The sequence below is a fragment of the Afipia sp. GW821-FHT04G03 genome (assembly GCF_059419985.1).
Genome location: NZ_JBWKSV010000001.1, coordinates 359,335 through 383,493, shown reverse-complemented (window position 1 = coordinate 383,493; position 24,159 = coordinate 359,335). Strand labels below are relative to the sequence as shown.

The window sequence follows — 24,159 nt, the reverse complement described above, 5'->3', positions numbered from 1 at the left end:
CATGTCCAGTGTTAGTGGCACTTGAAGTAATCGAACGGCTCGCGGCACGCCTTGCAGCGCCACAGGGCCTTGCAGGACGTCGAGCCGAATTCGGAAAGGACCTCCGTATCCACCGAACCGCATTGCGGGCACGCCACCTGCTGTTCGCCGAACAGCGCGCGCCGTCCTCCGCCGGCCTGCGGCGGCGCGATGCCGTACTCTTTCAGCTTCTCGCGGCCCTGCTCGCTCATCCAGTCGGTCGTCCACGCGGGCGACAACACCGTTCGTATCGTGGGATTGCGGATGCCCTCGCGCTCCAGCGCGAGTTCGATTTCCAGCGCGATCATGTTCATCGCCGGGCAACCCGAATAGGTCGGTGTGATTGCAACCTCCACCGCGCCGTCATCCGTGACGGTGACCTCACGCAGCACGCCGAGGTCAGCAATGGTCAGCACCGGAATTTCAGGATCGACCACCTGCGCCGCCGCGTTCCAAGCGGTCTGCCGCAGATCATGCGTTGTGGTGCCGAGGGTCACCATGTCGCGTTCGGAAAGGTTCGCTGCATCGATTGCAGTTCGCTGAGCAGATGCCCAAGATGTTCGGTGTGGTTGCCGGTGCGGCCGCCCTTCTGCATCCAGTCGCTCGCGGGGCGCTTGAGTGTCGCTACGCCAAGAACATTGGAAACGGTATCGATCCAGCGCGCGCGCAGGCTTTCAGGATCGATTGCGACGCCGGATGAAATCAGCAACGCGTCGGCTTCGTCGGCATGAAACAGTTCGCCGGTGAAGGCCCACAGATCGTCGACGGCCGTCTGCCCGCGGCGATGGCTTTCGTCGGTGCCGTCGCCGAGCCGGATCACCCATTCCGAGGTGTGCCGGAGATGATAGGCGCTTTCCTTCTCGGATTTCGCGGCAATCGCCGCGAGTGTCTCGTCCTTCGACGCCATCATGGCGCGCCAGTACGGATCGGCGAACGCGGAATAGAAGAACTGCCGCACGATGGTGCGGGCGAAATCACCGTTCGGCTGTTCGACCAGCAACAGGTTGCGGTACTGGCGCACGTCGCGCAGGTAAGCGTACTTGTCTTCGTCGTTGCCCGCGTTTTCGACCTTCGCGGCATAGGTATAGAGTTCGCGCGCCTGCCCGATCAGATCGAGGCCCATGTTGGCGAGCGCCATGTCCTCTTCCATCATGGGCGCATGGCCGCACCATTCCGACAGACGATGTCCGAGGATCAGCGCATCGTCAGCCCTGCGCAGCGCATAAAGCACCAGCGGACTCTCTTTGACCTTGATCGATGCGACAGTCATCACATATGTCCGACTTCGTCAGGCACGTCGTAGAATGTCGGGTGGCGGTAGATCTTCGACATCGCCGGCTCGAACATCATGCCTTTCTCCGACGGATCGGACGCGACAATCGCGTTCGACGGTACGACCCAAATCGAGAGCCCCTCGCCGCGGCGCGTGTAGATGTCGCGCGCAGCCTGAAGCGCCAGCGTGGCGTCCACGGCATGGAGCGAGCCCACATGCTTGTGCGCGAGGCCGTTGCGGCTGCGGATGAAGACTTCCCACAACTGTATATTCTGAGTGGTCATGACTTCCTCCTAGGCCGCAACCGCAGCGGTACGGCGCGCTTGTTGTTTCTCAGCATAAGCGATGGCGGCGTCCCGCACCCACTGGCCCTCGTCATGCGCCTTCCGGCGCGCGGCGAGACGGTCGCGGTTGCACGGGCCGTTGCCCGAGAGCACCTGCTTGAATTCGTTCCAGTCGATCGCGCCGTAATCCCAATGGCCGGTCGCCTCGTTCCATTTCAGGTCGGCATCCGGAAGCGTGAGGCCGAGATACTGCGCCTGCGGCACCGTCGCATCGATGAACTTCTGGCGCAGATCGTCGTTGGAGAAGCGCTTGATCTTCCACTGGGTCGATTGGTCGCCGTGCTGGCTGAGCTGATCCGGCGGGCCGAACATCATCAGGCATGGCCACCACCAGCGATCGAGCGCGTTCTGCGCCATCGCCTTCTGCTCCTCGGTGCCGCGCGACAGCGTCACCATGATTTCGTAGCCCTGACGCTGGTGGAACGACTCTTCCTTGCAGACGCGGATCATGGCGCGCGCATAAGGACCGTAGGAGCAACGGCACAGCGGAATCTGGTTCATGATGGCCGCGCCATCGACCAGCCAGCCGATCGCGCCGATGTCGGCCCAGGTCGGCGTGGGATAGTTGAAGATAGAGGAATACTTCGCCTTGCCGGCAAGCATCAGGTCGACGAGTTCTTCGCGCGACGTGCCGAGCGTCTCGGCCGCCGCATAGAGGTAAAGCCCGTGGCCGCACTCGTCCTGCACCTTCGCCAGCAGCGCTGCCTTGCGGCGCAGCGTCGGCGCGCGGGTGATCCAGTTGCCCTCAGGCAGCATCCCGACGATCTCGGAATGCGCGTGCTGTGAAATCTGCCGCGTCAGCGTCTTGCGATAGGCCGCCGGCATCCAGTCGTTCGGCTCGATCCTGTCATCGGCATCGATGCGCGCCTGAAAATGCGCCGCGCGTTCGGGGTCCTCGACGTGAACGACCTCGGCTTCCGATGTGTTGAGCGCTTGCGTGTACATCGCCGTTTCCTCCGGGGAGACGCCGATAAACATATAACACAAAATTCGATACGCAAGTTATTTTTGTAACATATTGCGCTGCACGTCCGAAAATCGCCGGCCGAGTTCCGGTCCGGGGGGACGCAGCGGGCCGGTTGCACTTTCGCCATGGGCGTCCAGCCAGGCCTCGGAAGCCGGCAGAAGTGCCTGATAAAGCCGTGCACAGAGCTGGCGGGCATCGAGCGCCGGCCAGTCCGGCGGCAACAGCGACGCCGGCAGCAACGGATCGCGCAGGACGACGCGCCGATAATGATGGATCAACAGAACCCGCGCGAGCATGGCGTCGGCGGGCGAGATCTTGTCCGCGTCGTCGGCCCAGCTTTCGAGCGGCGCGAAGATTTTCATGAACTCGCGGTACGACTCAGCCGTGCGCTCAAGCGACCAGCTCGCGTCCACCAGCCGCCGCCCCATCGCGTCGTCCGCGGACACCTCGAGCCTGATCGCGCCTGCGGCATCGGACGGCACCGGCACACTCGACGGCGCCACCCATACGCCCGGCATCGGACTGCCGAAACCGGCCTCAGTCAGAACGGCGCGGGACGCTTCGCGGTCGGCACCGTTGCCGATCAGCAGGAGTTCAAAGCGCCCTGCCCACTTTGTCGGATGCGGATTGTAGACATGCGCGACGGCGGTCTCGAATCGTTCGCGGCCGGTCTTCGCCAGCTTGTAAAAGCTCTTGCGGCCGGCCTTGTCGCGATCGAGCCAGCCGTCGGCAGCAAGCCGCGACACCGCAGTGCGGACCACGCCGCCGTCGGTCCCGAGCATGTCGAGAAATTGCAGCAGCGTGCCGAGCCAGACCGTGCCGCCGCGCGGCAGGATGGCGTCGCCGTAGAATGTGATGATGAGCGATCCGGTGCGCGAAGGCTCACGCTTGAATCGGCTGACGATGCGGGACAGCGAAGGAGGACTCATGGGCACGCAGCATAGTGCATTCCGCCCATGGGGCGAGCCCGGATCGGCACGATCGCGCGGGGGACGGCCTCCTCATCGAGATGGCGGCGCGATGAAATGCTTAAAGCTCATGTTCAATATTTCACATGAGCTTCTTCATCCAATATCTGAGAAGTGTCACGCGCCCTAGAACAGCGGAGAATCCCCGATTTTGGGTGCCGCGTTCCAACTGCGCACCGCGAGAGCGCGCTCAATTGCGATTCGATCGGCTCCGCGCGATCAAACGTTGAAGTGCCAGATCAGCAGAACGACGCCCAAGACCGCGGCGCTACTGAGCGCCCAACCGGCGACGTACGCAGCCTCTTCCAGACCTGGACTGCCCATATGTTCTGGCGGACTTCCGTGGATTTGGTGCCAATGGTGAGCCATTGCAGCCTCCGAGTTGCCCCGTCAGGAACAATGCGGGACGCCGCCCGGAGTTCCGGCGCTGACCTGGATTTTGAGGAGGTATTGGCACTTCAAGCGCGAAAAGTGGCGCTCCCTAGCGGAATCGAACCGCTCTCTCCACCGTGAAAGGGTGGCGTCCTAACCGATAGACGAAGGGAGCGAAAAGCCGGCAAACGGTTCGCGCACGAACTGCCTGTACCGCTGTCTTCCCGCCTTGGACAGGCCAGTATAACCGCGCAAAATCAATACCTTGGCATTGTTTTGGAGCGACGACGGCCCAAATCGACAAGGTGATTTGGCCAACGCGTCGGAACGTATAATGGCGTTTCGCGGCAGCGGCAAGCCTGACAGTCCACCTCCTTGAGCCTGATCCTCACCTTCATGCACACTCCCGAAATCAGGCCCGGAATCGGCCTGATCACGCGCAGCCAACCCAACCGCCGGAGCACCACCCATGACCCGCAAGCTGATCGATATTTCGGTGCCTCTGCAAAACGACGTGCCGGCCGATCCGCCCGGCAACCATCCGACCATCCAGTACATCGATCACCAGCAGGGCCTCCCGCGCATGTTGCAGTTCTTCGACGGACTGAAGAAAGAGTATCTGCCGGACGGTCAGGGCTGGGCCGTGGAGCAAATCAATCTCTCGACCCACAACGGAACCCATCTGGACGCGCCCTATCACTTTCATCCCACCATGAATCGCGGCGAGCGGTCCTGGACCATTGACGAAGTCCCGCTGGACTGGTGCCTGCAGCCGGGCGTGAAGCTCGACTTCCGGCATTTCCCCGATGGCTACGTCGCGACCGCCGCCGATGTCGAAAGCGAATTAAAGCGGATCGGGCACACTCTGAAGCCGCTCGAAATCGTTGTCGTCAACACCAGCGCGGGTGCCAAATACGGCCGGCAGGACTACGTCATCTCCGGTTGCGGCATGGGCTACGAAGCAACCATGTATCTGCTGGAACACGGCGTGCGGCTCACCGGCACCGACGGCTGGAGCTGGGACGCGCCGTTCGTCCACACCGCGAAGAAGTATGCTGAGACGAAAGACGCGAGCTTGATCTGGGAGGGCCACAAGGCCGGCCGCCACATCGGCTATTGCCATCTCGAGAAACTGCACAATTTGGAACAATTGCCATCGACCGGATTCACGGTGTCGTGCTTCCCGGTCAAGATTGAGCGCGCGTCCGCAGGCTGGACCCGCGCGGTCGCCATTCTGGACGCATAGCCCCGATGCGAATAGCCCTTAACACAAGGGCAATCACGGGACTAAGCTGATGCCGGCCGGCGATGGCCGGATCAGGAACATGGAGAGACCGTCGATGACGATGCCTCAGGATGTCGCCCGGCTTCAATCGCAGATGAAGGAAGCCGTCAAGGCGAACTGGAAAGCCTTCCTCATCGAAGGCATCGTGCTCGTGATCCTGGGAATGGCGGCGATTGCAATTCCGCTGCTGGCCAGCATCGCGGTGACGATCTTCCTCGGCTGGCTGTTCCTGATCAGCGGCGTGGTGGGACTCTACCTCACCTTCACCACGCGCGACATGCCCGGCTTCTGGTGGTCGCTGCTCTCCGCGGTCCTAGCGCTTGGCGCAGGCATCATCCTGCTGGTTCAGCCGGTCGCTGGAACACTGACGCTCACCCTCGTGGTCAGCGCCTACTTCATTGCAGAAGGCATCACGACGATCATGTACGCGCTCGCCCATCGGCGCGAATTGTCCGGACGATGGGGATGGCTGCTGATGTCGGGTCTTGTCGATCTGGTGGTGGCCGGATTGATTATCGCGGGGCTTCCCGGATCAGCCGCATGGGCCATCGGCCTGCTGGTCGGCATCAATCTCGTTTTCGGCGGCACATCCCTGATCGGGATGGCGCTCGCTGCGCGCAACTCCTGACACCGTTAGGACCACTGCGATCCGCAGAGGCTGTTCCCGACAGCCTCTGTTCTCTTAACAGCCGCGGCAAATGCCCTTGATTTTGCGATCGAGCACCTTGTCCTCGGCCGATTCCGTGTAGTTCTTTTCCTGCGCAGCCGGCACATCGGCGGCCCGAGGTTGACGATGACCGACCGGCGCGCTGGGAACGCCACGCGTCTCCGATGATGGGTTTGCCGGACCCGAGGTGCCGCTCTTGCTTTGCGCGACGGCGCCGGAGACGCCTAACAGCAAGACGGTGACGGCGATTGGGAGGATCTTTTTCATGTCACATCTCCACCAATATGATTCCTCAGCGTGATGTCATCTTACTGGGAACCGGCAGGACTTTCTATCGTTCCGCAATTGCGCCGCCCCTGCGCCGCACAATCCTGTGCCTTGCGAACATCGGCCATCGATCCAAGCAGCCAGATACCAGCCGCCACCAGCACCACGAAAAAACCAAGCATTACAGCGTTTTCGACGCCGCGGTTGCCCTCATCGTCGGGTGGTTCAGGCGCCGGCATCGTCAGGCCGTCTATTGCGCAGGCGGATAGAGGTGAACATCGCCGCAGTAATCCACGACGCGGTATTGCTGCTCTGCATTTTCACCCGTCTGTGACAGATACTGTGGGCCGACCGGCGCCTTGCCGTGACCGCCCGGAATGTCGAGCACGTAATCCGGCTGGCACAGGCCGGACACGCGGCCGCGCAACGCATGCATCAGTTTTTGTCCGTGCTCCAGCGTCGTCCGCAAATGCGCGGTGCCCGGCGCGAGATCACCGTGATGCAGATAGTAGGGTTTGATCCGGCATTCCACGAAGCTGCGCATCAAGGCTTCCAGCGTCGCGGCGTCGTCATTCACGCCGCGCAGCAGCACCGACTGGCTCACCATCGGAATGCCGGCGTCGACCATGCGCGCGCACGCGGCGCGCGCCTCAAGCGTCAGTTCGCGCGGATGATTGACGTGCAGCGCGACCCACGTCGTCGCACCATCGACCTTCAACGCCGCGACGGTCTCGTCAGTCACCTTTGCAGGGTCGGCGACCGGCACGCGGGTATGAATGCGGATGATCTTGACGTGATCAATGGCGGCGAGATCGTTCATGATCTCCTTCAAACGCCGTGCCGACAGCATCAGCGGATCGCCGCCGGTCAAAATCACTTCCCAGATTTCAGGGTGCGACCGGATGTAATCCAGCGCCGCCCCATAGGCTTCGTTCGAGAGTGCCGTCTCCTTTCCCGGCCCCACCATCTCGCGGCGAAAGCAGAACCGGCAATACACCGCGCAGACATGCACCAGCTTGAACAGCACGCGGTCCGGATAGCGATGCACGATGCCGCTGACCGGCGCGTGCGCGTGATCGCCGATAGGATCGGCGTTCTCGCCGGGATGTGAAATCAGTTCCTCGGCCGACGGAATATACTGCCGCGCGATCGGGTCATGCGGATCGGACGGATCGATCAGCGCCGCGACAGCGGGCGTCACCGCGATGGCATAACGTGCAGCGACTTGTTCCAGCGCGGATAGATCGTCAGGTGACGCGAGGCCATTCCCGATCAGGTCGGCGGGCGTTCGCAGCGTCGTGGCGGGACGGCCGGTCATGCATCACCTTCCGGCGGCGGTGTCCACACCACCTGGTCGATCCGCGTGGCGCCACTCGCCAGCATCACCAGCCTGTCGAAGCCAAGCGCCACGCCGCAGGCTTCCGGCATCTGCGCCATCGCCGCGAGAAAATCCTCGTCCAGCGGATAGCGTTCGCCGTATCGCCGCTCTTTCTCGTCCATCGCTGCGGTGAACCGCAGCCGCTGCTCGCCGGCGTCGATCAACTCGCCGAACCCGTTCGCAAGTTCGACGCCGCAGGCATAAACTTCAAAGCGTTCGGCGACACGCGGATCGGACGGCTTGGCGCGCGCCAGCGCTGATTCCGGCGCGGGGTATTCATAAAGGATCGTCAAACGCTCCTGCCCCAGATGCGGCTCGATATGCTCGACCAGAACCTTGCTGAAGATATCGGACCAGGTGTCGTCATCGGTGACGCGAATCTTCTCCGCAGCAGCCACGGCCAATGCATCCCGGTCGGCGCGACCATCAGAAATTGTGGCGAGCAGATCGATTCCGGCGAAGCGTGTGAATGCATCCGCGACCGTCAACAGATCGGGCTCGGCAAATGGATCAGCAGTGTGCCCGCGAAACGAAAACATCCCGATCCCGGTGGTCTGGGCCGCATGGGCGATGACGACGACGGTGTCCGCCATCACCGCCTCGTAGCCTTCGTTGGCGCGATACCATTCCAGCATCGTGAATTCGGGAAGATGAAGCGGGCCACGCTCGCGATCCCGGAACACGCGGGCGAATTCCACGATTCGGGTCTCGCCGGCGGCAAGCAGTTTCTTGCAGGCGAATTCGGGCGACGTTCGCAGATAATGCCGCGACCTGTCACCGGAACCGGAGGTCAGATCAACCGAGGGGGCATGAAGGTGGGTCTCGTTGCCGGGCGATTTTTGGAGGATTCCGGTCTCGACCTCCGCGAATCCCTCATCTTCGAACCAATCCCTGAGCGCTCGCGAAATCGCGCTCCGCGCCTGTAAAAACGGCTTGCGGTCGCGGTGCCGTTCGGGGGTCCACCAGGGCGACAGCTTCTGTTCCACGCTCATGCGGGAAATGCCCGATTCTGCACCAAAATGCTGGCTTTGACGCTCCAAATCAGTATGTTGCAGCCGGAAACCGCCCTGCCGGACTCCGCTGTGCCGAGCCGGCGCCGCGACCGGCCCCGAACATTAGGAAACCTATCTGTGAAAGTCATCGCCAGTTCGATCCGCAAGGGCAACATCATTGAGCAGGACGGCAAGCTATATGTCGTTCTGACTGCGGAGAACATCCACCCCGGCAAGGGAACTCCCGTCAGCCAGATCGAAATGCGCCGAATCAGCGACGGCACCAAGGTGTCTGAGCGCTACAAGACCACCGATCAGGTCGAGCGCGCTTTCGTCGAGGACCGCGACTACAACTATCTCTACGAAGACGGCGACGGCTTCCACTTCATGAACAATGAAAACTACGACCAGTTGCTGGTCCCGAAGGATGTGGTCGGCACGCAGGCCCCCTACCTCCAGGAAAACATGACCGTGAAGCTGTCGATCCACGACAACATCGCGGTCGCCATCACACTTCCCCAGCGCACCACGCTTGAGGTTGTGGATACCGAGCCGGTGACCAAGGGACAGACCGCCTCCTCGTCCTACAAGCCCGCGATGCTGGCGAACGGCGTCCGCACATTGGTGCCGCCGCATATCGGCACGGGCACGCGCATCGTCGTCATGACGGAAGACGGTTCCTACGTCGAGCGCGCCAAGGATTGAGCGCGGGTCTCGCGAGGATGCATTGAGGCTGGCGAGAACACAAAATCGGGGAAGAACGGCATCGGTGAAATCCCGGTGCCGCTCTCTGGTTCTGGCGGGGATCGCAGGCATCGTCTCCCTAATCGTCGTCTCGCAACCACTTCACGCGGACGAATTCAGAACGCCGGCAGTGACCGTGGTCAGGGCCGATTGGCCGGCCGCCGCCGGTCAGTTGAAGGCCGAGATCGCCACACAGCCGCTCGCGGCCGATCAGTTCAACTTCACGGGTGACCGCCGGTCGCGTCAGATCAACCCGCGTCGCATCGCATCACTCTCGCAGCTCAACGCGGTGACGTCCCCGATCTTTCCCGGAATCGGACAAAGTCCGGTGCCGGTGCTGCTGCCCTTCGACAGCGCGCTGTATCTCACCGACCGTGAAAACGGCGCGATCAACCTTCTCATCTCCCGCTATCAGGCAGGCTTCAACGCCGCCGCCATGTTCGATGCGGGGCCATCCGGCTACAACGCTGTCTTCACATTGGATCGCGGCGAAGGCGAAAAGATGCCGTCCCGGATCTATTTGCAGCCGGTCGAAGTCCAGATCACCGGATCGCTGCTGATCTATGACATCAAGGACTCGCTCGCGGGAAAAGGCCAGGCGGTCAAGGCGCTGGCTACGCAGTTTCCGAATCTCCGGCGGGTGATCCGCGAAGGCTATGTGCGATACGCCTTCACGCGCTTCGGTGTTCCCTATGTGGTGTCGATCCAGTGCCGCGACAGCGCCGCGCGCAGCAAACGCCTGTCCTGCCGCGAAGCCTCCTCGGTCGCCGAGCAATTCCTCAAGGCGCTGCGGGTTGCGGGCGGCAGGCCGGGCAACCCGCGCTACAATATTGCCTCGATCGTTTCCGAACGGCCGGTCGAATACGCCACGGATTTCACCTATCGCGAGCCGGGACAAATCATCGCCAACAGCGGCTATCGCGGGCAGAGCGGCCATCGGGACATGACCGTCTATGCGCAGATCCGCTTTCCAATCGAGAAAGCTCCGGCGTTCGCCAACTCGCAGTCCTTCATGAGCTGGGGCGATTGCAATCTCACCGGGCGGGTCTCGTTCCGCTCGACGAAGGGAGACGAGTACCGCTGTAAGCGTAACGACAAACCGCTGGTATTCGACGAATCCGCCAAGGAGAATTACAGTTATCCTTGGCAGGACAATTTTTGCGAGACACGCGACTTCGAGGTCGGCCAGTGTGCAAATGGCATGGGTCACCAGGGGCAAGACATCCGGCCTTCGACCTGTCATCTTCGCAACGACGGCGCCGATCGCTGCCTGCCCGATATCTTTCCGGCGGTCGCGGTGCGCGACGGCGTGTTGATCCGTGCACAAAAGCAACAGGCCCTGTTCCTGCTGGTCAACACACGCAACGAGCACATCCGCTTCCGTTACATGCACATGAATCCAGCGCGCATGGATGCCGACGGCGCGGTTCATGGCCGGCGGGTGTCCGAGGGCGAGCGGATCGGCGTGGTGTCGAATTTTCAGGATCACGCCGGCGGCACGACCAGTCATTTGCATTTCGACGTGCAGGTGTTTACGCGCGACGGCTGGCTGTGGGTCAATCCTTACGTCACGCTGATCTCCGCCTATGAGCGCCTGATCGGCGGCCGCGGGCGCGAATTCATCCCGCCGCTGCCTGAAGCATCCGCGATGGCCCATGCCATGCCTCCGGGAGACACGACGCCTGTCTCCTCCAAGGAAGGCGAAAGCAGATAGTCCATTCGGTTCCGCGGCAGATTGGCCTTTGGCCGAACCGGGCAAGTCACGCTAGAGTGGCCGCATGACGCATCGAGATTCTTTGAACGGAAAATCCCTGACGCGGCGAACGCTGCTGGGCGCAGCCATCAGCGCAGGCGCGCTGGTGGCAAGTCCACTTCGCGCATTTGCCGCCCCGCCCGGCTTCGATCAATGGCGCGAAGGCTTTCGCGCTCGCGCGCTGGCGAAGGGCATTTCCGAAGGCACTTATATTCGTGTGCTGAGCCGCATCGAACCGGACATGAGCGTGTTCGAGAAGATGCGCAAGCAGCCCGAGTTCAACGAGCAGCTCTGGCAGTACATCAACCGCCGCGTCTCGGACTGGCGGCTGAGCGCGGGCAAGGCAGCGCTTCAAAAACACGCTGCGCTGTTCACGCGCATCGAAAAGGACTTCGGCGTCGAGCGCGGCACGCTGCTGGCGCTGTGGGGCGTCGAGACGGCTTACGGCGATCCGCTGGTGCAGCAGAACCATATGCGCCCGGTGTTTCCTTCGCTGGTCGCGCTGGCGTGGAACGAGCCGCGCCGCCGCGCCTATTGGGAGACCGAACTGATCAATGCGCTGCGCATTGTCGACAAGCACTGGAGCACGCCGGAAGAAATGCGCGGCTCATGGGCCGGCGCGATGGGCCACACCCAGTGGATGCCGGAAGTCTGGCTCAATGTCGGATTCGACTATGACGGCGATGGCCGCGTTTCGCCCTTCGGCAAGCCGGACGACGCGCTCGGCTCCAGCGCGCGTTATCTCGTCAACCGCGGCAAATACCGGCGTGGCGAACATTGGGGCTACGAAGTGCGCGGCGCGACAGGCGGCAGCGGCAACAAGAGTTATGCGCAATGGGCGGCGGCAGGCGTCACTCGCGCCGATGGCCAGCCGTTTCCGCGTCCCAACGACAAGGCGCAGCTATGGGTCCCCGTTCAGGGCGGCCCGTCATTCCTGCTGGGGCCGAACTTCTACGCCGTGAAGAGCTACAATCCGTCGATGAACTACGCACTTGCCATCGTCCATCTGGGCGACCGCATCCTGGGCGGCGGTCCATTCGTGCAGCCCTTCCCCGGATCGGAACGCGCACTGACGCTTGCCGAAGTTCAGGAAGTCCAGACGCGCCTGACCAAAGCGGGCTTCGACACCGGCGGCACCGATGGGCGCGTCGGCAACGACACCATGAAGGCGGTCAGGGATTTCCAGGCCAAGGCAGGATTGCTGCCCGCCGACGGCTATGCCGGATTGAAGGTGCTGGCGAAGCTGCGGGGCTCGTAGCCGCTTTCGTTTTACCGGATCACCGCAGGCCCAGGATCCGGAACCGCGACGTCCGTGACGCGCATCTGTACCCGCTCGGAGCCCTGCCAGCGATCGACCGTCAGCGATCCCGCGACATGAAGCATCTGGCCACGATTTTCGAGCAGCGCGTTGCCTAGCTTCTGTCCGACGGAGCGAAACGCGATGCCGTTCACGAAAGACCCATCGCCCGATTTAAAACGCAGGCGCAGATGCGCTTGCCCGACCTCATCGGCAAAAACCAATTGATGTGACGGCAGCGCGATCAGCGGTTCGGGATTGCCCGCGCCGAACGGTCCGGCGCGGTTCATGGTGTTGACGAAATCGGTCGTCACCGCACGCGCGCTCACCGCGCCATCGATGAACAGTTCGTTGGCGTGGCGCGCATCCGTCACAGCGCTGGCGAGTGCGGTTTCGACAAACGCACGGAATTCGGCGAGGCGCTCTTTTTTCAGAGTGATACCCGCCGCCATCGCGTGGCCGCCGCCTTTCAGCAAGATCCCCTCGTTCACCGCCTCGCGCACCACCCTGCCGAGATCGACGCCCGGAATGGAGCGGCCCGATCCGGTGCCGATACCGCCCGGCTCGAGCGCAATGGCGAAGGCGGGCCGCGAGAATTTTTCCTTGAGGCGCGACGCCACGAGACCCACCACGCCCGGATGCCAGCCCTCCGAGGCCGTGACGATCACCGAGCCCTTGTCGTCAAGGCCGAGCGAGGCCAGCGCTTCGGCTTCCGCCTGCGCTTCCGCCATCTGCTCGATGACGCGGCGTTCGGTGTTCAGCCGGTCGAGTTCTGCGGCAATCCGTGCCGCTTCCGAAATATCGCCTTCCAGCAGGAGCCGCACGCCGAGATCAGCGCGCCCGATGCGGCCGCCGGCATTGATACGCGGGCCGAGCGTGAAACCCAGATGCCACGCTTCCGGCGGGCCGGTGAGACGGGCGACATCCATCAGCGCGGTATGGCCGACATGATCGCGGCGGCGCAACGCTATCAGCCCCTTGGCAACGAAGGCGCGGTTGAGGCCGATCAGCGCGGCGACATCGGCCACCGTGCCGAGCGCAACGTGATGGAGGGCATCCAGCAGATTGGGCTCCGGCCGCTCGTCGGTCCAGAAATTACGCGCGCGCAACTCGCGGTTCACAGCCACCAGCGTGACGAACACAAGCCCCACGGCGGCGAGATGACCGAGGCCCGACAGATCGTCGGGCCGGTTGGGATTGACCAGCGCATCCACAATGGGGAGCTCATCGCCGCACTGGTGATGATCGATCACGACCACGCTCATGCCGAGCTTCTTGGCTTCAGCCAATGGCTCGATGCTGGTGGTCCCGCAATCGACGGTTACCAGCAATGTCGCGCCCTTGCCCGCGAGACCGCGCACAGCTTCGACATTGGGCCCGTAGCCTTCGAAGATGCGGTCGGGAATATGGATCAGCGGATCGAGCCCGCAATGGCGCAGATGCCAGGTCAGCAGCGCCGCCGAGGTCGCACCATCCACATCGTAGTCGCCGAAAATCGCAACCTTCTCGCCGCGCGTGGCAGCATCCGCGATGCGTTTGGCGGCGGCTTCCATCTCGGTGACGGTTAGCGGGTCCGGCAACAGCTTGCGAATGGTCGGATCGAGGAAGTCATCGACCGCGTCGATATCAATGCCCCGCCCTGCGATGATCCGCGCCAGCATTTCCGGCACCTGATAGCGCTGCGCGATGGCGAGCGCACGCGCCGCACCACGTGGATCAAGCCGGTCGCGCCAGAATTTGCCCGTGGCTGACTGCACCACGCCCAGGAAGGCCGGCGGCGTTTCAACGGGCAAAGCGGATGCAGGGAGCGTCATGATGCCTTCCGCAGGTAAGCACGAAGCGTCAACGTTCAATGATTCGCGGACGCGCGATCAGCAGCCCAGTTTGTCAGCCAGGTCGTTGAAGTCCTTCACGACAAAATCCCAGTTTCCATCGGCCTTGAAGTCACGATTCTGGAACGGGCCATACTCCGTCACGCGCGGCACGAATGCGGTCTTCAGACCAAAGCTCTGCGCAGCGGCGAGATCGCTGTTATGCGCGGCGACCAGCATGACTTCATCGGGTTTGAGGCTGAGAATCTTCGCAGCCCCCAGATAAGCTTCTTTATCGGGCTTGTAGTGGCCGAACACCTCGGCGCTCAGCACAAGGTCCCACGGCAGGCCAGCGAACTTCGCCATGTTGGTCAGCAACGCCACATTGCCGTTGGACAGCGGCCCGATGATGAACTTCGTTTTGAGACGCGTCAGACCGCCGACGCTGTCCGGCCACGGACGAAGGCTATGCCAGCCGCGCGTGAGATAGTCATAATCTTTCGCGGTAAGACCTGTGATTCCGAGCTTGGCCGCGAGCGGCTCAATGGACCGGCGCTGCAAGTCATCGAGGATGACGAAGCCACGCTCGGGATGCTTGCGAACCTCGTCCATCGAAGGCATGTACGCGGCGCGCCAGCCGTCGACCAGCGCGGTCCAGTCGCCCTTGATACCCTTCGCCTTGCCCCATGCGGTGAAGTTATCGATCAGGCTGGTCCGCCAGTCGACCACGGTGCCGAATACGTCGAACAGCAGCGCCTTCACATCCGACATCGAAGCCTCATAAAATCTTGCGGTACTGCATGAAGCCGGAGCGGTCCGCAACTTCATCGTAGAGAATCTGCGCGCGCGCATTCTCGAACTGGGTCAGCCAATGCACACGACTCGCGCCCGCGGCCCTCGCCTTCTCGTAGACGGCCTCGATCAGCTTGCGGCCGACGCCGTGTCCCCGCGCGCCTTCGTTCACGAACAGATCCTGCAGGTAGCAATAGTCGCCGGTGGTCCAGCAGGAGCGATGATAAAGGAAATGCACAATGCCGGTCAGCGTGCCGTCCACATACGCACCCAGCACGTACATTGGCTCTGCGTCATCGTGAAAGCGCTGCCATGTAACGTTGGTAGTCGCAGCCGGAACCGACGCCTTGTAGAATTTCAGATAACCGGCCCATAGCGGCTCCCACGCCGCGCGCTCATCCTCGCGAAGCGGCCGGATGACAACGCGCTCGGTCATGGGTAATCCCTGATCAATCGAGGTGGAATTTCTCGAACTGGCGATGCTCGCCCTTGATGTAGCGAACCGTACCGGTGACGGACCGCATCACAACGGTCTCCGTCTCGATGACATTCTTGCGGAACTTGACGCCGGACAGCAGCGAACCGTCGGTCACGCCGGTTGCCGCGAACAGGCAGTCGCCCTTGGCCAGATCCTCAATGCCATAAATCATGTTCGGGTCCTTGATACCCATCTTCAGCGCGCGTTCACGCCGCTCGTCGGTGTCGAGGATCAGGCGGCACTGCATTTGTCCGCCGATACAACGGAGCGCCGCGGCTGCGAGAACGCCTTCCGGCGCGCCGCCGGTGCCGATGTAGATATCGACACCGGTGTTTTCCGGGTCGGCGGTGTGGATAATGCCCGCGACGTCGCCGTCGGTGATGAGGCGCACCGCAGCGCCCGTGCTGCGAATGGCGTTGATGATGTCGGCATGACGCGGACGGTCGAGCACAAGCGCCGTAATCGCCGACGGATGAACGTCCTTGGCGCGCGCGAGACGGCGAATGTTGTCCGCAGGCGGCGCATCGATGTCGATCACGTTTTTAGCGTAGCCCGGACCGATCGCAATTTTCTGCATGTAGGAGTCAGGCGCGTTCAGAAGCGTGCCGCCTTCCGCCATCGCCATGGTCGCAATTGCGCCAGGCATGTTCTTCGCGCACAGCGTCGTGCCCTCGAGCGGATCGACAGCGATGTCGACTTCGGGGCCGCCCTCAGCACCGACCTTTTCGCCGATGAAGAGCATCGGCGCTTCGTCGCGCTCGCCCTCGCCGATCACCACCGTGCCCTGAATTGGAATCTTGTTGAGTTCGCGCCGCATGGCGTCCACCGCGGCCTGGTCGGCGGCCTTCTCGTTGCCATGGCCGCGCAGACGCGCGGCGGAGACTGCGGCACGCTCGGTCACGCGAACGATTTCGAGGGTGAGAATGCGTTCCAGCAACAGCTGTGGCGGAACGGAAATCGTAACGGACATAGGCTAACTCCCAAACAACGAGCATATCAGTGGACCCGGTCGACCGGACCCTATCAGTTCTTTTCAATCCGGATGACCTGCGGACGGCCGGTTATCACCCGATCTTGCTGGACGGCCTGCAAAGCGCGGCGCACGGCATCCTCACTGGTCGCGTAAGTGATGAGAATGACCGGCACCGGGGCCGCCTTGCCACGGGCATTCAACACATCAACCGCGCCATCAGGATGACGCTGCACGATCGATTCAATGGAAATCTTCTGCTCGGCGAGCCGCGTCGCGATGGTCGCGGCGGTGCCGGCGAGGTCCCGCGCCATCAGGCGAATGTAGTATCCGCCCTCATGGCGCTTCATCGGCGCCTTGGTGGTTGTCTTGAGTTTCGCAATCGGCCGCCCGAACGGCAGCGCGCGGATGCCGCGCGCAACGTCCGCGATGTCGGCAAGCACCGCCGATGCCGTGGCCGCGCCGCCCGCGCCGGGACCGACCAGCGTGATCGGCGGAATGCCCTCACCGTCAATGGTGACCGCGTTGGTGACATCCATCACCTGCGCGATGGAGGATGAACGCGGCACCATGGTCGGATGCACGCGCTGCTCGATGCCGGATTCGGTTTTCACCGCAACGCCGAGCAGCTTGACGCGATAGCCAAGCTCTTCGGCGGCACGCAGATCTTCCGGCGCAATCGATGAAATGCCTTCGACGTAGACCGCGCTCTGGTTCACCTTGGTGCCGAACGCAAGGCTTGCGAGGATAGCGAGCTTCTGCGCGGTGTCGTGCCCATCAACGTCGAACGATGGATTGGCCTCGGCATAGCCGAGCCGCTGCGCATCCTTCAGACACTCGTCGAACGACAATCCCTCGCGCTCCATGCGCGTGAGGATGTAATTGCAGGTGCCGTTCAGAATACCATAGACGCGATTGATGCTGGTGCCTGCGAGGCCCTCACGCAACGTCTTGATGACAGGAATGGCGGCGCCGACCGCGGCCTCATAGTTCAGCGCCCCGCCATGCTTTTCGGCCAACATGCCAAGCCGCGAACCATGCTTGGCGATCAGCGCCTTGTTTGCCGTGACCACCGATTTGCCGTTCTTGAGGGCGGCTTCGATGGCCGACAAAGCGGGCTCGCCCGAACCACCCATCAATTCGACAAAGCAATCGATCTTCGGATCGTTGGCCAGCGCCAGCGGATTCTTCGCCCACTCGAGGCCGCGCAGATCAAGGCCGCGCTTTTTAACCTTCGAGCGCGCGGACACGGCAACAACGCGCACGCCGCGGCCGCACCGTGCGGACAAGACCCTGCCCTGACTTTCGATCAGGCGGACCACCTCGGCACCCACGGTGCCGAGACCCGCAATACCCACTTTGAGTGGTGCGACCATAATGCTGAAACCTGCGGAAAATTATCGCCGGGTGGCGAGCGGAACCACGTTGTGCAACGATTCAACGCCACTTTCAAGGAAGCGCCGGATATTGCGGGCTGCCTGGCGAATTCGCTGCTCGTTTTCCACCATCGCGATGCGGACATAGCCTTCGCCATGCTCGCCGAAGGCGACACCGGGCGACACGACGACGCCGGACTTCTCAACCATCAGCGTGGCGAACTGCATGCTGCCGACGTCGCGGAACTTCTCCGGCAGCGGCGCCCAGGCAAACATCGAAGCCGCCGGCGGCGGAATGTCCCAGCCGGCACGGCCAAACGATTCCACCAGTGCATCGCGGCGCTTGCGGTAGGTGTCGCGCACCTCCTTGATGCAATCCTGCGGGCCGTTCAGCGCCGCAGTCGCGGCGACCTGCACCGGTGTGAAAGCGCCGTAGTCGAGATAGGACTTCACGCGCGTCAGCGCCGCGATGATGCGCTCATTGCCGACGGCAAATCCCATGCGCCAGCCGGCCATCGAAAACGTCTTCGACATCGAGGTGAATTCCACGGTGACATCGATCGCGCCCGGCACCTGAAGCACCGACGGCGGCGGCACGCCGTCGAAATACAGTTCGGCGTAGGCCAAATCCGACAGGATGAAGATTTCATGCTTCTTCGCGAACGCGACCAGATCCCGGTAGAAATCGAGCGACGCGACATAAGCCGTCGGATTGGACGGATAGCACGCAATCATCGCAATCGGCTTGGGGATCGAGTGAATGATCGCCTTCTCGAGCGCGCTGAAAAGCTCCGGCGTCGGCTCGGCGGGCACCGAACGCACGACGCCTCCCGCCATCAGAAAGCCAAAGGCATGAATCGGATAACTCGGGTTCGGCACCAGCACGACATCGCCGGGCGACGTGATCGCCTGCGCGACGTTGGCGAAGCCTTCCTTCGAGCCGAGCGTGGCGACGATCTGGGTTTCCGGATTGAGCTTCACGCCGAAGCGGCGCTCATAATAGGCAGCCTGTGCCCGCCTCAGACCCACGATGCCTTTGGATGCCGAGTACCGGTCGGTCCGCGGCTTGCCGAGGGTTTCCTTGAGCTTTTCGATAACATGCGGCGGCGTCGGAAGGTCCGGATTGCCCATGCCCAGGTCGATGATGTCGGCCCCGGCGTTCCGCGCGGCCGCCTTGGCCCGATTGACTTGCTCGAACACGTAAGGCGGCAGACGGCGGATACGGTAAAACTCTTCCATGGGTCGGGCTCCGGGAACCGGTGAAACCGGCAATTAAACAGCAGGATCAGTAACGCGTTTTGCACCGAAGTGGAATTCGGTACGGCGAGAAGGTACGGAATTTCAGCATATTAAGCGGATTCGGGCGCAATGCGGCGTCGCCTGCGCAAGAATTCGCATTTTAGCGATTGAATCGTGGTCTTTTTAGCACCAACCGGCAGTTGCGGCGAAGCGCAAATCTCAGTGGGCTGGCGCGCAAAAACAGGGCGAAGTTCGGATTTAGGACTAGTTGCTGCGGCGCTGGGCCGCCTGGGCTCCGGAGGCCTGACGGTCGCGGGCGGCCAGCAAATCCTTCTCCAGCTTGTCCTGCTGCGTCGGATCGAGCGTGGTTTCCTGACGCGGCGCCGGCAGGTCGTGCACGGGAAGATAAGCGCCGGGGGTCGCGGGCCTCGCCGGCGTGTTGGCGGGAAGTCCGACGAGCGGCAAATCGGCCAGCGGCATCGAGCAACCTCCGACCGTGAGGCCAAGCATCATCAGGCCAACCAAGCCCAGTGACCGCCGATCCAAACCCGGGCTGCTACGCACGTAAATACTCACGTCCCCTCACTACGCAGACCGGCACGATTCCTGCTCAGTCAATTCCTGCTCAATCAATGTGCGGCGATCTGAACTTACGATCAGCCGGATGCGTTAACGCGGTCAGACCGTCACAAAACAGACAGTGTTCATGAGGCCCTAATGTGACCGAAGTATTAATTATGCCGCAACGCAGCACATGCAAATCAGCACCGTCATCCGAACTATGCCATGATGATCATGCGAAGTGCCGGACTACACGGTCGCGCGGAAGCGAAGGTTAGTATTGAGCGATGAGTGACGTTTTGCCGAACACCAATCCCGCAGAAACCGGACCTGCGAAAGGTTTCGACCCTGAAGTCTTTTCCGCGAACCTCGCACGCACGCTCGAGTCCAGCGGCCGCGCCCTCTCCGCCTATCTCAAGCCGCGCCAGAATGGCGATACCGCTGAACAGCCCGGCGAGTTCACCGAGGTGATCAAGACGCTGACGTCGGTGACCAACTACTGGCTGTCCGACCAGCAGCGCGCCGCCGAAGTCCAAACGAAGATCGGCAAGTCCTATCTTGAATTGCTCAACAGCGCAGCGAAGCGTCTGTCGGGTGAAGCCTCGGCGCCAGTCGCCGAGCCCGCGCCCCGCGACAAGCGCTTTCAGGACGCGGAGTGGAAGAGCAATCAGTTTTTCGATTTCGTGATGCAGGCCTACCTTCTGACCACGCAACTGGCGAACGATCTCGTCAAGAACGCCGAAGGCCTCGACGCGCATACCCGCAAGAAGGCGGAGTTCTACGTCCAGCAGGTCACGAACGCGATTTCTCCATCCAATTTCGTGCTGACCAATCCGGAGGTGCTGCGGCAGACGCTGTCGAGCAACGGCGACAACCTTGTGCGGGGCATGAAGATGCTCGCGGAAGACATCGAGGCCGGACACGGCACGCTCAAGATCCGCCAGTCCGCGGGCGATCTCGAAATCGGCCGCGATGTAGCGCTGACGCCGGGCAAGGTGATCTTCCAGAATGAGGTGATGCAGCTCATTCAATACACGCCGACGACCGAAACCGTTCTGCGCACGCCGCTGCTGATCGTGCCGCCGTGGATCAACAAGTTCTACATCCTCGACCTCAACCGGCAGAAGTCGTTCGTGCAGTGGTGCGTCAATCAGGGCATCACGGTGTTCCTGATCTCATGGGTCAATCCCGACAAGTCACTCGGAAACAAGACGTTCGACGACTACATGCGCGAGGGTCCGCTGGCGGCGATGGACGTCATCGAAAAAGCCACCGGCGAAATGCGCGTTCACACCATGGGCTATTGCGTCGGCGGCACACTGCTGGCGACGACGCTGGCATGGCTCGCCGAGAAGCGGCGCGTCCGCGTCACGTCCGCAACGTTCCTTGCGGCGCAGGTCGATTTCACCCATGCAGGCGACCTGCTGGTGTTCGTCGACGAGGGTCAGGTCTCAAATCTCGAACGCGAGATGAAACAGGCGGGCGTGCTCGAAGGCACCAAGATGGCCATGGCCTTCAACATGCTGCGCTCCAACGACCTGATCTGGTCGTATGTGGTCAGCAACTATCTGAAGGGCAAAGAACCGGCAGCGTTCGATCTGCTGCACTGGAATTCGGACGCCACCCGGATGCCGGCGGCGAACCATTCCTATTACCTGCGCAATTGCTACCTCGAAAACCGGCTGTCGGCCGGGACCATGGTGATCGACAACACCCAACTCGATCTCTCGAAGGTAAAGGTGCCGGTCTATAATCTCGCAACCCGCGAAGACCACATCGCCCCGGCGGAATCCGTTCTTTACGGCTCGCAGTTCTTCGGCGGCCCCGTGAAGTATGTGCTCGCGGGATCAGGTCATATCGCCGGCGTGGTCAATCCACCGGAACTCGGGAAATATCAGTACTGGACCAACGATCGCATTCAGGGCGTCAGCCTCGCGGACTGGTTCAAGGACGCGCAGGAGACCAAGGGATCGTGGTGGCCGGACTGGCGGTCCTGGCTGGAAACCGTGGATGCCGAGCAGGTTCCGGCGCGCGTGCCGGGGACCGGGGGGCTGGACGTGCTGGAAGACGCTCCCGGGAGCTACGTTCGGGTCCGCGCGTAAGGCACATCGAAGGCCGCTGCGGCCTTCGGGACATCCCTTCACAGAAAACAATGGCCGCCACATTGGCCTTGCATCGGCAATCGTCTATGACTTCGCAGGAGTTCGTGCAGCCGACTCGGCGCGCTGAACGGCGAAGCGGTAGAAGCATTTCACCCGCGTCCCGGCGGGCCTTGCGAGATTGGAAGGAAAACGTCGATGACACGTGAACTGTTCTGGCTGACGCTGACCGTTATCTTCACCGGCCTGCTCTGGGTGCCTTACGTTCTCAATCGCTGTCAGGTCCGCGGCCTCGGCGGCGCGATGGCAAACCCGTCGCGGAACGACAAGCCGCAGGCCGAATGGGCCAACCGCCTGATGTTCGCTCACGACAACGCGGTCGAAAACCTGGTGATCTTCGCGCCGCTGGTTCTGATCCTCAACGCCGTCGATTATTCGTCGAAATGGACAGTGCTCGCTTGCGCTGTTTACTTCTGGTCGCGTGTTGCGCATCTGATCGTCTATACGATCGGCGTTCCAGTCCTGCGCACCCTCGCTTTCACCGTCGGGTTCATCGCGCAGGCAGTTCTGGCGCTGGCGATTTTCAAGATTCTCTGATCGCGCGGACAAAGACCAAACGCAAAGGGACGGCTCACGCCGTCCCTTTTTTCGTGTCGGTCCGTTTTTACGTTTACGGAAACATAGGCGGCTGGTCGATGCCCATCGTCTCGGTCAGGCCCAGCACCAGATTCATGTTCTGCACGGCCTGCCCCGACGCGCCCTTGGTGAGGTTGTCGAGGGTCGAGACGATAATCGCCCGTCCTGCGATACGATCGGCGGCCACGCCGATGAACGTCATGTTCGAGCCGCGCACATGCCGCGACTGCGGCACCTTGCCGAACGGCAGGACGTGAACGAACGGCTCCTTCTCGTACTGCTTCACCAGGATGTCATGTAGGTCCTGCGCGATCTTGCCCCGCCGTCCCCGCACATAGATGGTCGAGAAGATGCCCCGGTTCATCGGCACGAGATGCGGCGTGAACGAGACGACGACTTCCTTGCCCGCGGCCTTGGAGAACTCCTGATCGAGTTCGGCCATGTGCCGGTGCTGCCCAACGCCATAGGCATTGAAGCCTTCGGACACTTCGGAGAACAGCATCTCTTCCTTCGCCGAGCGTCCCGCGCCCGTCATGCCGGATTTGGCATCGATCACGATTTCGTCCGGCTCGATGGCCTTGGCCTTGAGCAGCGGGATCAGCGGCAGTTGCGCGCACGTCGTGTAGCAGCCGGGATTGGCCACCAGCCGCGCCTTCTTGATGTCGCGCCGATAGATCTCAGCGAGCCCGTAGACGGCTTCCTTTTGCAATTCGAGCGCGTGATGCTCGTGGCCGTACCATTTCGCGTAAGCGGCCGGATCTTCCAGCCGGAAGTCCGCCGACAGATCGACGATCCTGATGCCCGGCGCCTTGGCCAGCACATCCTTCAGCACCTTCTGCGTTGTGGCGTGCGGCAGCGCGCAGAACACCAGATCGAGTCCCGCCTTCGCCCAGTCGACCTCGTCGATGGTCACGAGGCGCGGCAGATCGTAAGGCGCGAACTGCGGAAACACGTCGCCCATCATCTGCCCGGCGCGCCGGTCGGCGGTCAGCAGCGCAATCTCCACGCGGGGATGGCGCAGCAGCAGCCGGACAAGCTCCGCCCCGGTGTAACCGGAGGCCCCGAGAATGCCGATTTTCTTCTTCGTGCTCATGGCGCGGTCCCTTCGTGCGCGGTACTCAAAACATCATTGCCTTCGATGGCTGCAAAGGCCTGCGGGCGCATGGCGCGCATCGCAGCCGACAGGATGCCCGCGCCCGCCGATGTCTGTAAGGCCAAAGCGCGGGTCACCGCAACATGGTCCGCATCCGATTTATGCTGGTTCAGCTTGAAGCTGCCCTCAACCTCTTCGACGGTCATGACCAGCCCCACGATGCCCTTCATCATCGCCTCGAACCGGCCGGGCGACATCTTGTCCGCCGTCCAGGGCTTTTTCAGCGCAAGGTCGTTCTCGAACCGGGCGCTGACCTGATTGAGATGATCGGGCAGTTGCTGTCCTGTCATGGTCTTCACAGCACCCGTCATATGCACCGACCGGTAGAGCCATGTCGGCACCTGATCGGGCGACACATACCAGTCTGGCGACACATAGGCGTCCGCCTCGTTCACCGCGAACAGCCAGGGCGTCACGCCGTCGGCGCGCGCGATCAGCGGATTATGGCGTGCCAGATGAAAACACAGCAGCGGCGTGCCGTCACTTGCATACTCGATATGAAAGGGCACGGGGGACGCGACCGGCTTGTCCCCATCGCGGGCGCAGGCGAGTCCAAACCCGCGCGCGGCAGCGAACGCGAGGCAAGTAGCGCGGTCAACTCGAAAGGCGGGTGGAACATACATTGCAAACTCCTGCTTCTGCGAGGAGCCGCCCGAGATCAAACCGCGTGGTGTGGGAAACAAGGTGTGCCGCGGGTTGTCTCCGGCGGCACGGGGGTG

25 protein-coding genes and 1 tRNA gene are annotated in these 24,159 nt (G+C 62.3%); 7 read left to right on the top strand and 19 right to left on the bottom strand.

From position 1 onward, the window contains the following. Window positions 1-11: 11 nt before the first annotated feature. The 6 genes from paaD to AC07UB_RS01895 all read right to left on the bottom strand — a co-directional run bounded on the left by paaD (window position 12) and on the right by AC07UB_RS01895 (window position 4,117). Entirely contained in the window at window positions 12-518 is a 507-nt protein-coding gene (gene paaD / locus AC07UB_RS01920; protein ID WP_492789295.1) for a 1,2-phenylacetyl-CoA epoxidase subunit PaaD, read from the bottom strand. Next, the gene (paaC, locus tag AC07UB_RS01915) at window positions 512-1,288 is read right to left on the bottom strand and encodes a 1,2-phenylacetyl-CoA epoxidase subunit PaaC (protein WP_492789296.1); all 777 of its coding nucleotides are present in this window, start codon (window positions 1,286-1,288) and stop codon (window positions 512-514) included. The genes paaD and paaC overlap by 7 nt, the downstream gene beginning before the upstream one ends. Next, complete coding sequence (gene paaB, locus AC07UB_RS01910) at window positions 1,288-1,575, bottom strand: 1,2-phenylacetyl-CoA epoxidase subunit PaaB (protein ID WP_492789297.1); 288 nt, start codon at window positions 1,573-1,575, stop codon at window positions 1,288-1,290. The genes paaC and paaB overlap by 1 nt, the downstream gene beginning before the upstream one ends. A gap of 9 nt (window positions 1,576-1,584) precedes the next feature. Beyond that, on the bottom strand, window positions 1,585-2,580 hold the full coding sequence (paaA, locus tag AC07UB_RS01905; protein ID WP_492789298.1) for a 1,2-phenylacetyl-CoA epoxidase subunit PaaA: 996 nt from the start codon (window positions 2,578-2,580) through the stop codon (window positions 1,585-1,587). Window positions 2,581-2,637: 57 nt separating this feature from the next. Next, the gene (gene paaX / locus AC07UB_RS01900) at window positions 2,638-3,531 is read right to left on the bottom strand and encodes a phenylacetic acid degradation operon negative regulatory protein PaaX (protein WP_492789299.1); all 894 of its coding nucleotides are present in this window, start codon (window positions 3,529-3,531) and stop codon (window positions 2,638-2,640) included. A 511-nt stretch (window positions 3,532-4,042) separates the two neighbouring features. Further along, window positions 4,043-4,117: transfer RNA gene (locus AC07UB_RS01895), tRNA-Glu, on the bottom strand. A 294-nt stretch (window positions 4,118-4,411) separates the two neighbouring features. Between AC07UB_RS01895 and AC07UB_RS01890 the strand changes: the two genes are divergently transcribed. Both AC07UB_RS01890 and AC07UB_RS01885 read left to right on the top strand, forming a co-directional pair. Beyond that, a complete protein-coding gene (locus AC07UB_RS01890; protein ID WP_492789300.1) occupies window positions 4,412-5,188 on the top strand; it encodes a cyclase family protein in 777 nt (258 codons plus the stop codon). A 94-nt stretch (window positions 5,189-5,282) separates the two neighbouring features. After that, window positions 5,283-5,855 carry an HdeD family acid-resistance protein gene (locus tag AC07UB_RS01885; RefSeq protein ID WP_492789301.1) on the top strand — a complete coding sequence of 191 codons (573 nt, stop codon included), beginning with the start codon at window positions 5,283-5,285 and terminating at the stop codon, window positions 5,853-5,855. Window positions 5,856-5,909: 54 nt separating this feature from the next. On the opposite strand, the gene AC07UB_RS01880 is transcribed toward AC07UB_RS01885, so the two are convergent. The 4 genes from AC07UB_RS01880 to epmA are packed head-to-tail and all read right to left on the bottom strand — an operon-like array spanning window position 5,910 to window position 8,531. Continuing rightward, window positions 5,910-6,161 (bottom strand): hypothetical protein, encoded by a 252-nt coding sequence (locus AC07UB_RS01880; protein ID WP_492789302.1) that lies wholly within the window; start codon window positions 6,159-6,161, stop codon window positions 5,910-5,912. Between the two features lie 41 nt (window positions 6,162-6,202). Then, window positions 6,203-6,400, bottom strand: coding sequence for a hypothetical protein (locus AC07UB_RS01875; protein ID WP_492789303.1), 198 nt, complete (start codon window positions 6,398-6,400; stop codon window positions 6,203-6,205). Between the two features lie 11 nt (window positions 6,401-6,411). Beyond that, complete coding sequence (locus AC07UB_RS01870; protein ID WP_492789304.1) at window positions 6,412-7,479, bottom strand: lysine-2,3-aminomutase-like protein; 1,068 nt, start codon at window positions 7,477-7,479, stop codon at window positions 6,412-6,414. Beyond that, complete coding sequence (gene epmA / locus AC07UB_RS01865; RefSeq protein ID WP_492789305.1) at window positions 7,476-8,531, bottom strand: EF-P lysine aminoacylase EpmA; 1,056 nt, start codon at window positions 8,529-8,531, stop codon at window positions 7,476-7,478. Before epmA ends, AC07UB_RS01870 begins: the two co-directional genes overlap by 4 nt. Before the next feature lie 138 nt (window positions 8,532-8,669). Here epmA and efp point away from each other — a divergent pair, with 138 nt between their 5' ends. The 3 genes from efp to AC07UB_RS01850 all read left to right on the top strand — a co-directional run bounded on the left by efp (window position 8,670) and on the right by AC07UB_RS01850 (window position 12,286). Continuing rightward, window positions 8,670-9,236, top strand: coding sequence for an elongation factor P (efp, locus tag AC07UB_RS01860; RefSeq protein WP_492789306.1), 567 nt, complete (start codon window positions 8,670-8,672; stop codon window positions 9,234-9,236). Between the two features lie 64 nt (window positions 9,237-9,300). Further along, window positions 9,301-10,989 (top strand): M23 family metallopeptidase, encoded by a 1,689-nt coding sequence (locus tag AC07UB_RS01855; protein ID WP_492789307.1) that lies wholly within the window; start codon window positions 9,301-9,303, stop codon window positions 10,987-10,989. A 64-nt stretch (window positions 10,990-11,053) separates the two neighbouring features. Beyond that, window positions 11,054-12,286, top strand: a complete 1,233-nt coding sequence (locus tag AC07UB_RS01850; RefSeq protein WP_492789308.1) for a lytic murein transglycosylase — start codon at window positions 11,054-11,056, stop codon at window positions 12,284-12,286. 11 nt (window positions 12,287-12,297) lie between these two features. Here AC07UB_RS01850 and recJ read toward each other — a convergent pair whose 3' ends face one another. From recJ to AC07UB_RS01815, 7 genes are all read right to left on the bottom strand, one after another. After that, a complete protein-coding gene (recJ, locus tag AC07UB_RS01845; RefSeq protein WP_492789309.1) occupies window positions 12,298-14,139 on the bottom strand; it encodes a single-stranded-DNA-specific exonuclease RecJ in 1,842 nt (613 codons plus the stop codon). Window positions 14,140-14,196: 57 nt separating this feature from the next. Then, window positions 14,197-14,907 (bottom strand): haloacid dehalogenase type II, encoded by a 711-nt coding sequence (locus tag AC07UB_RS01840; protein ID WP_492789310.1) that lies wholly within the window; start codon window positions 14,905-14,907, stop codon window positions 14,197-14,199. Between the two features lie 7 nt (window positions 14,908-14,914). Further along, complete coding sequence (locus AC07UB_RS01835; RefSeq protein WP_494652344.1) at window positions 14,915-15,364, bottom strand: GNAT family N-acetyltransferase; 450 nt, start codon at window positions 15,362-15,364, stop codon at window positions 14,915-14,917. A 13-nt stretch (window positions 15,365-15,377) separates the two neighbouring features. Beyond that, a complete protein-coding gene (gene glpX / locus AC07UB_RS01830) occupies window positions 15,378-16,376 on the bottom strand; it encodes a class II fructose-bisphosphatase (RefSeq protein ID WP_492789311.1) in 999 nt (332 codons plus the stop codon). Between the two features lie 53 nt (window positions 16,377-16,429). After that, window positions 16,430-17,752 carry a homoserine dehydrogenase gene (locus AC07UB_RS01825; RefSeq protein ID WP_492789312.1) on the bottom strand — a complete coding sequence of 441 codons (1,323 nt, stop codon included), beginning with the start codon at window positions 17,750-17,752 and terminating at the stop codon, window positions 16,430-16,432. 21 nt (window positions 17,753-17,773) lie between these two features. Next, window positions 17,774-18,991: an LL-diaminopimelate aminotransferase gene (locus AC07UB_RS01820; protein WP_492789313.1), complete on the bottom strand. Its 1,218-nt coding sequence runs from the start codon at window positions 18,989-18,991 to the stop codon at window positions 17,774-17,776. A gap of 264 nt (window positions 18,992-19,255) precedes the next feature. Further along, the gene (locus AC07UB_RS01815) at window positions 19,256-19,504 is read right to left on the bottom strand and encodes a hypothetical protein (RefSeq protein WP_492789314.1); all 249 of its coding nucleotides are present in this window, start codon (window positions 19,502-19,504) and stop codon (window positions 19,256-19,258) included. Window positions 19,505-19,839: 335 nt separating this feature from the next. Here AC07UB_RS01815 and AC07UB_RS01810 point away from each other — a divergent pair, with 335 nt between their 5' ends. Both AC07UB_RS01810 and AC07UB_RS01805 read left to right on the top strand, forming a co-directional pair. Beyond that, window positions 19,840-21,654: a PHA/PHB synthase family protein gene (locus AC07UB_RS01810; protein ID WP_492789315.1), complete on the top strand. Its 1,815-nt coding sequence runs from the start codon at window positions 19,840-19,842 to the stop codon at window positions 21,652-21,654. 195 nt (window positions 21,655-21,849) lie between these two features. Continuing rightward, on the top strand, window positions 21,850-22,248 hold the full coding sequence (locus AC07UB_RS01805; RefSeq protein ID WP_492789316.1) for an MAPEG family protein: 399 nt from the start codon (window positions 21,850-21,852) through the stop codon (window positions 22,246-22,248). A 73-nt stretch (window positions 22,249-22,321) separates the two neighbouring features. On the opposite strand, the gene argC is transcribed toward AC07UB_RS01805, so the two are convergent. Both argC and AC07UB_RS01795 read right to left on the bottom strand, forming a co-directional pair. Next, the gene (argC, locus tag AC07UB_RS01800) at window positions 22,322-23,380 is read right to left on the bottom strand and encodes an N-acetyl-gamma-glutamyl-phosphate reductase (protein ID WP_492789317.1); all 1,059 of its coding nucleotides are present in this window, start codon (window positions 23,378-23,380) and stop codon (window positions 22,322-22,324) included. Continuing rightward, window positions 23,377-24,063: an FMN-binding negative transcriptional regulator gene (locus tag AC07UB_RS01795; protein ID WP_494652349.1), complete on the bottom strand. Its 687-nt coding sequence runs from the start codon at window positions 24,061-24,063 to the stop codon at window positions 23,377-23,379. Before AC07UB_RS01795 ends, argC begins: the two co-directional genes overlap by 4 nt. Between the last annotated feature and the right edge of the window lie 96 nt (window positions 24,064-24,159).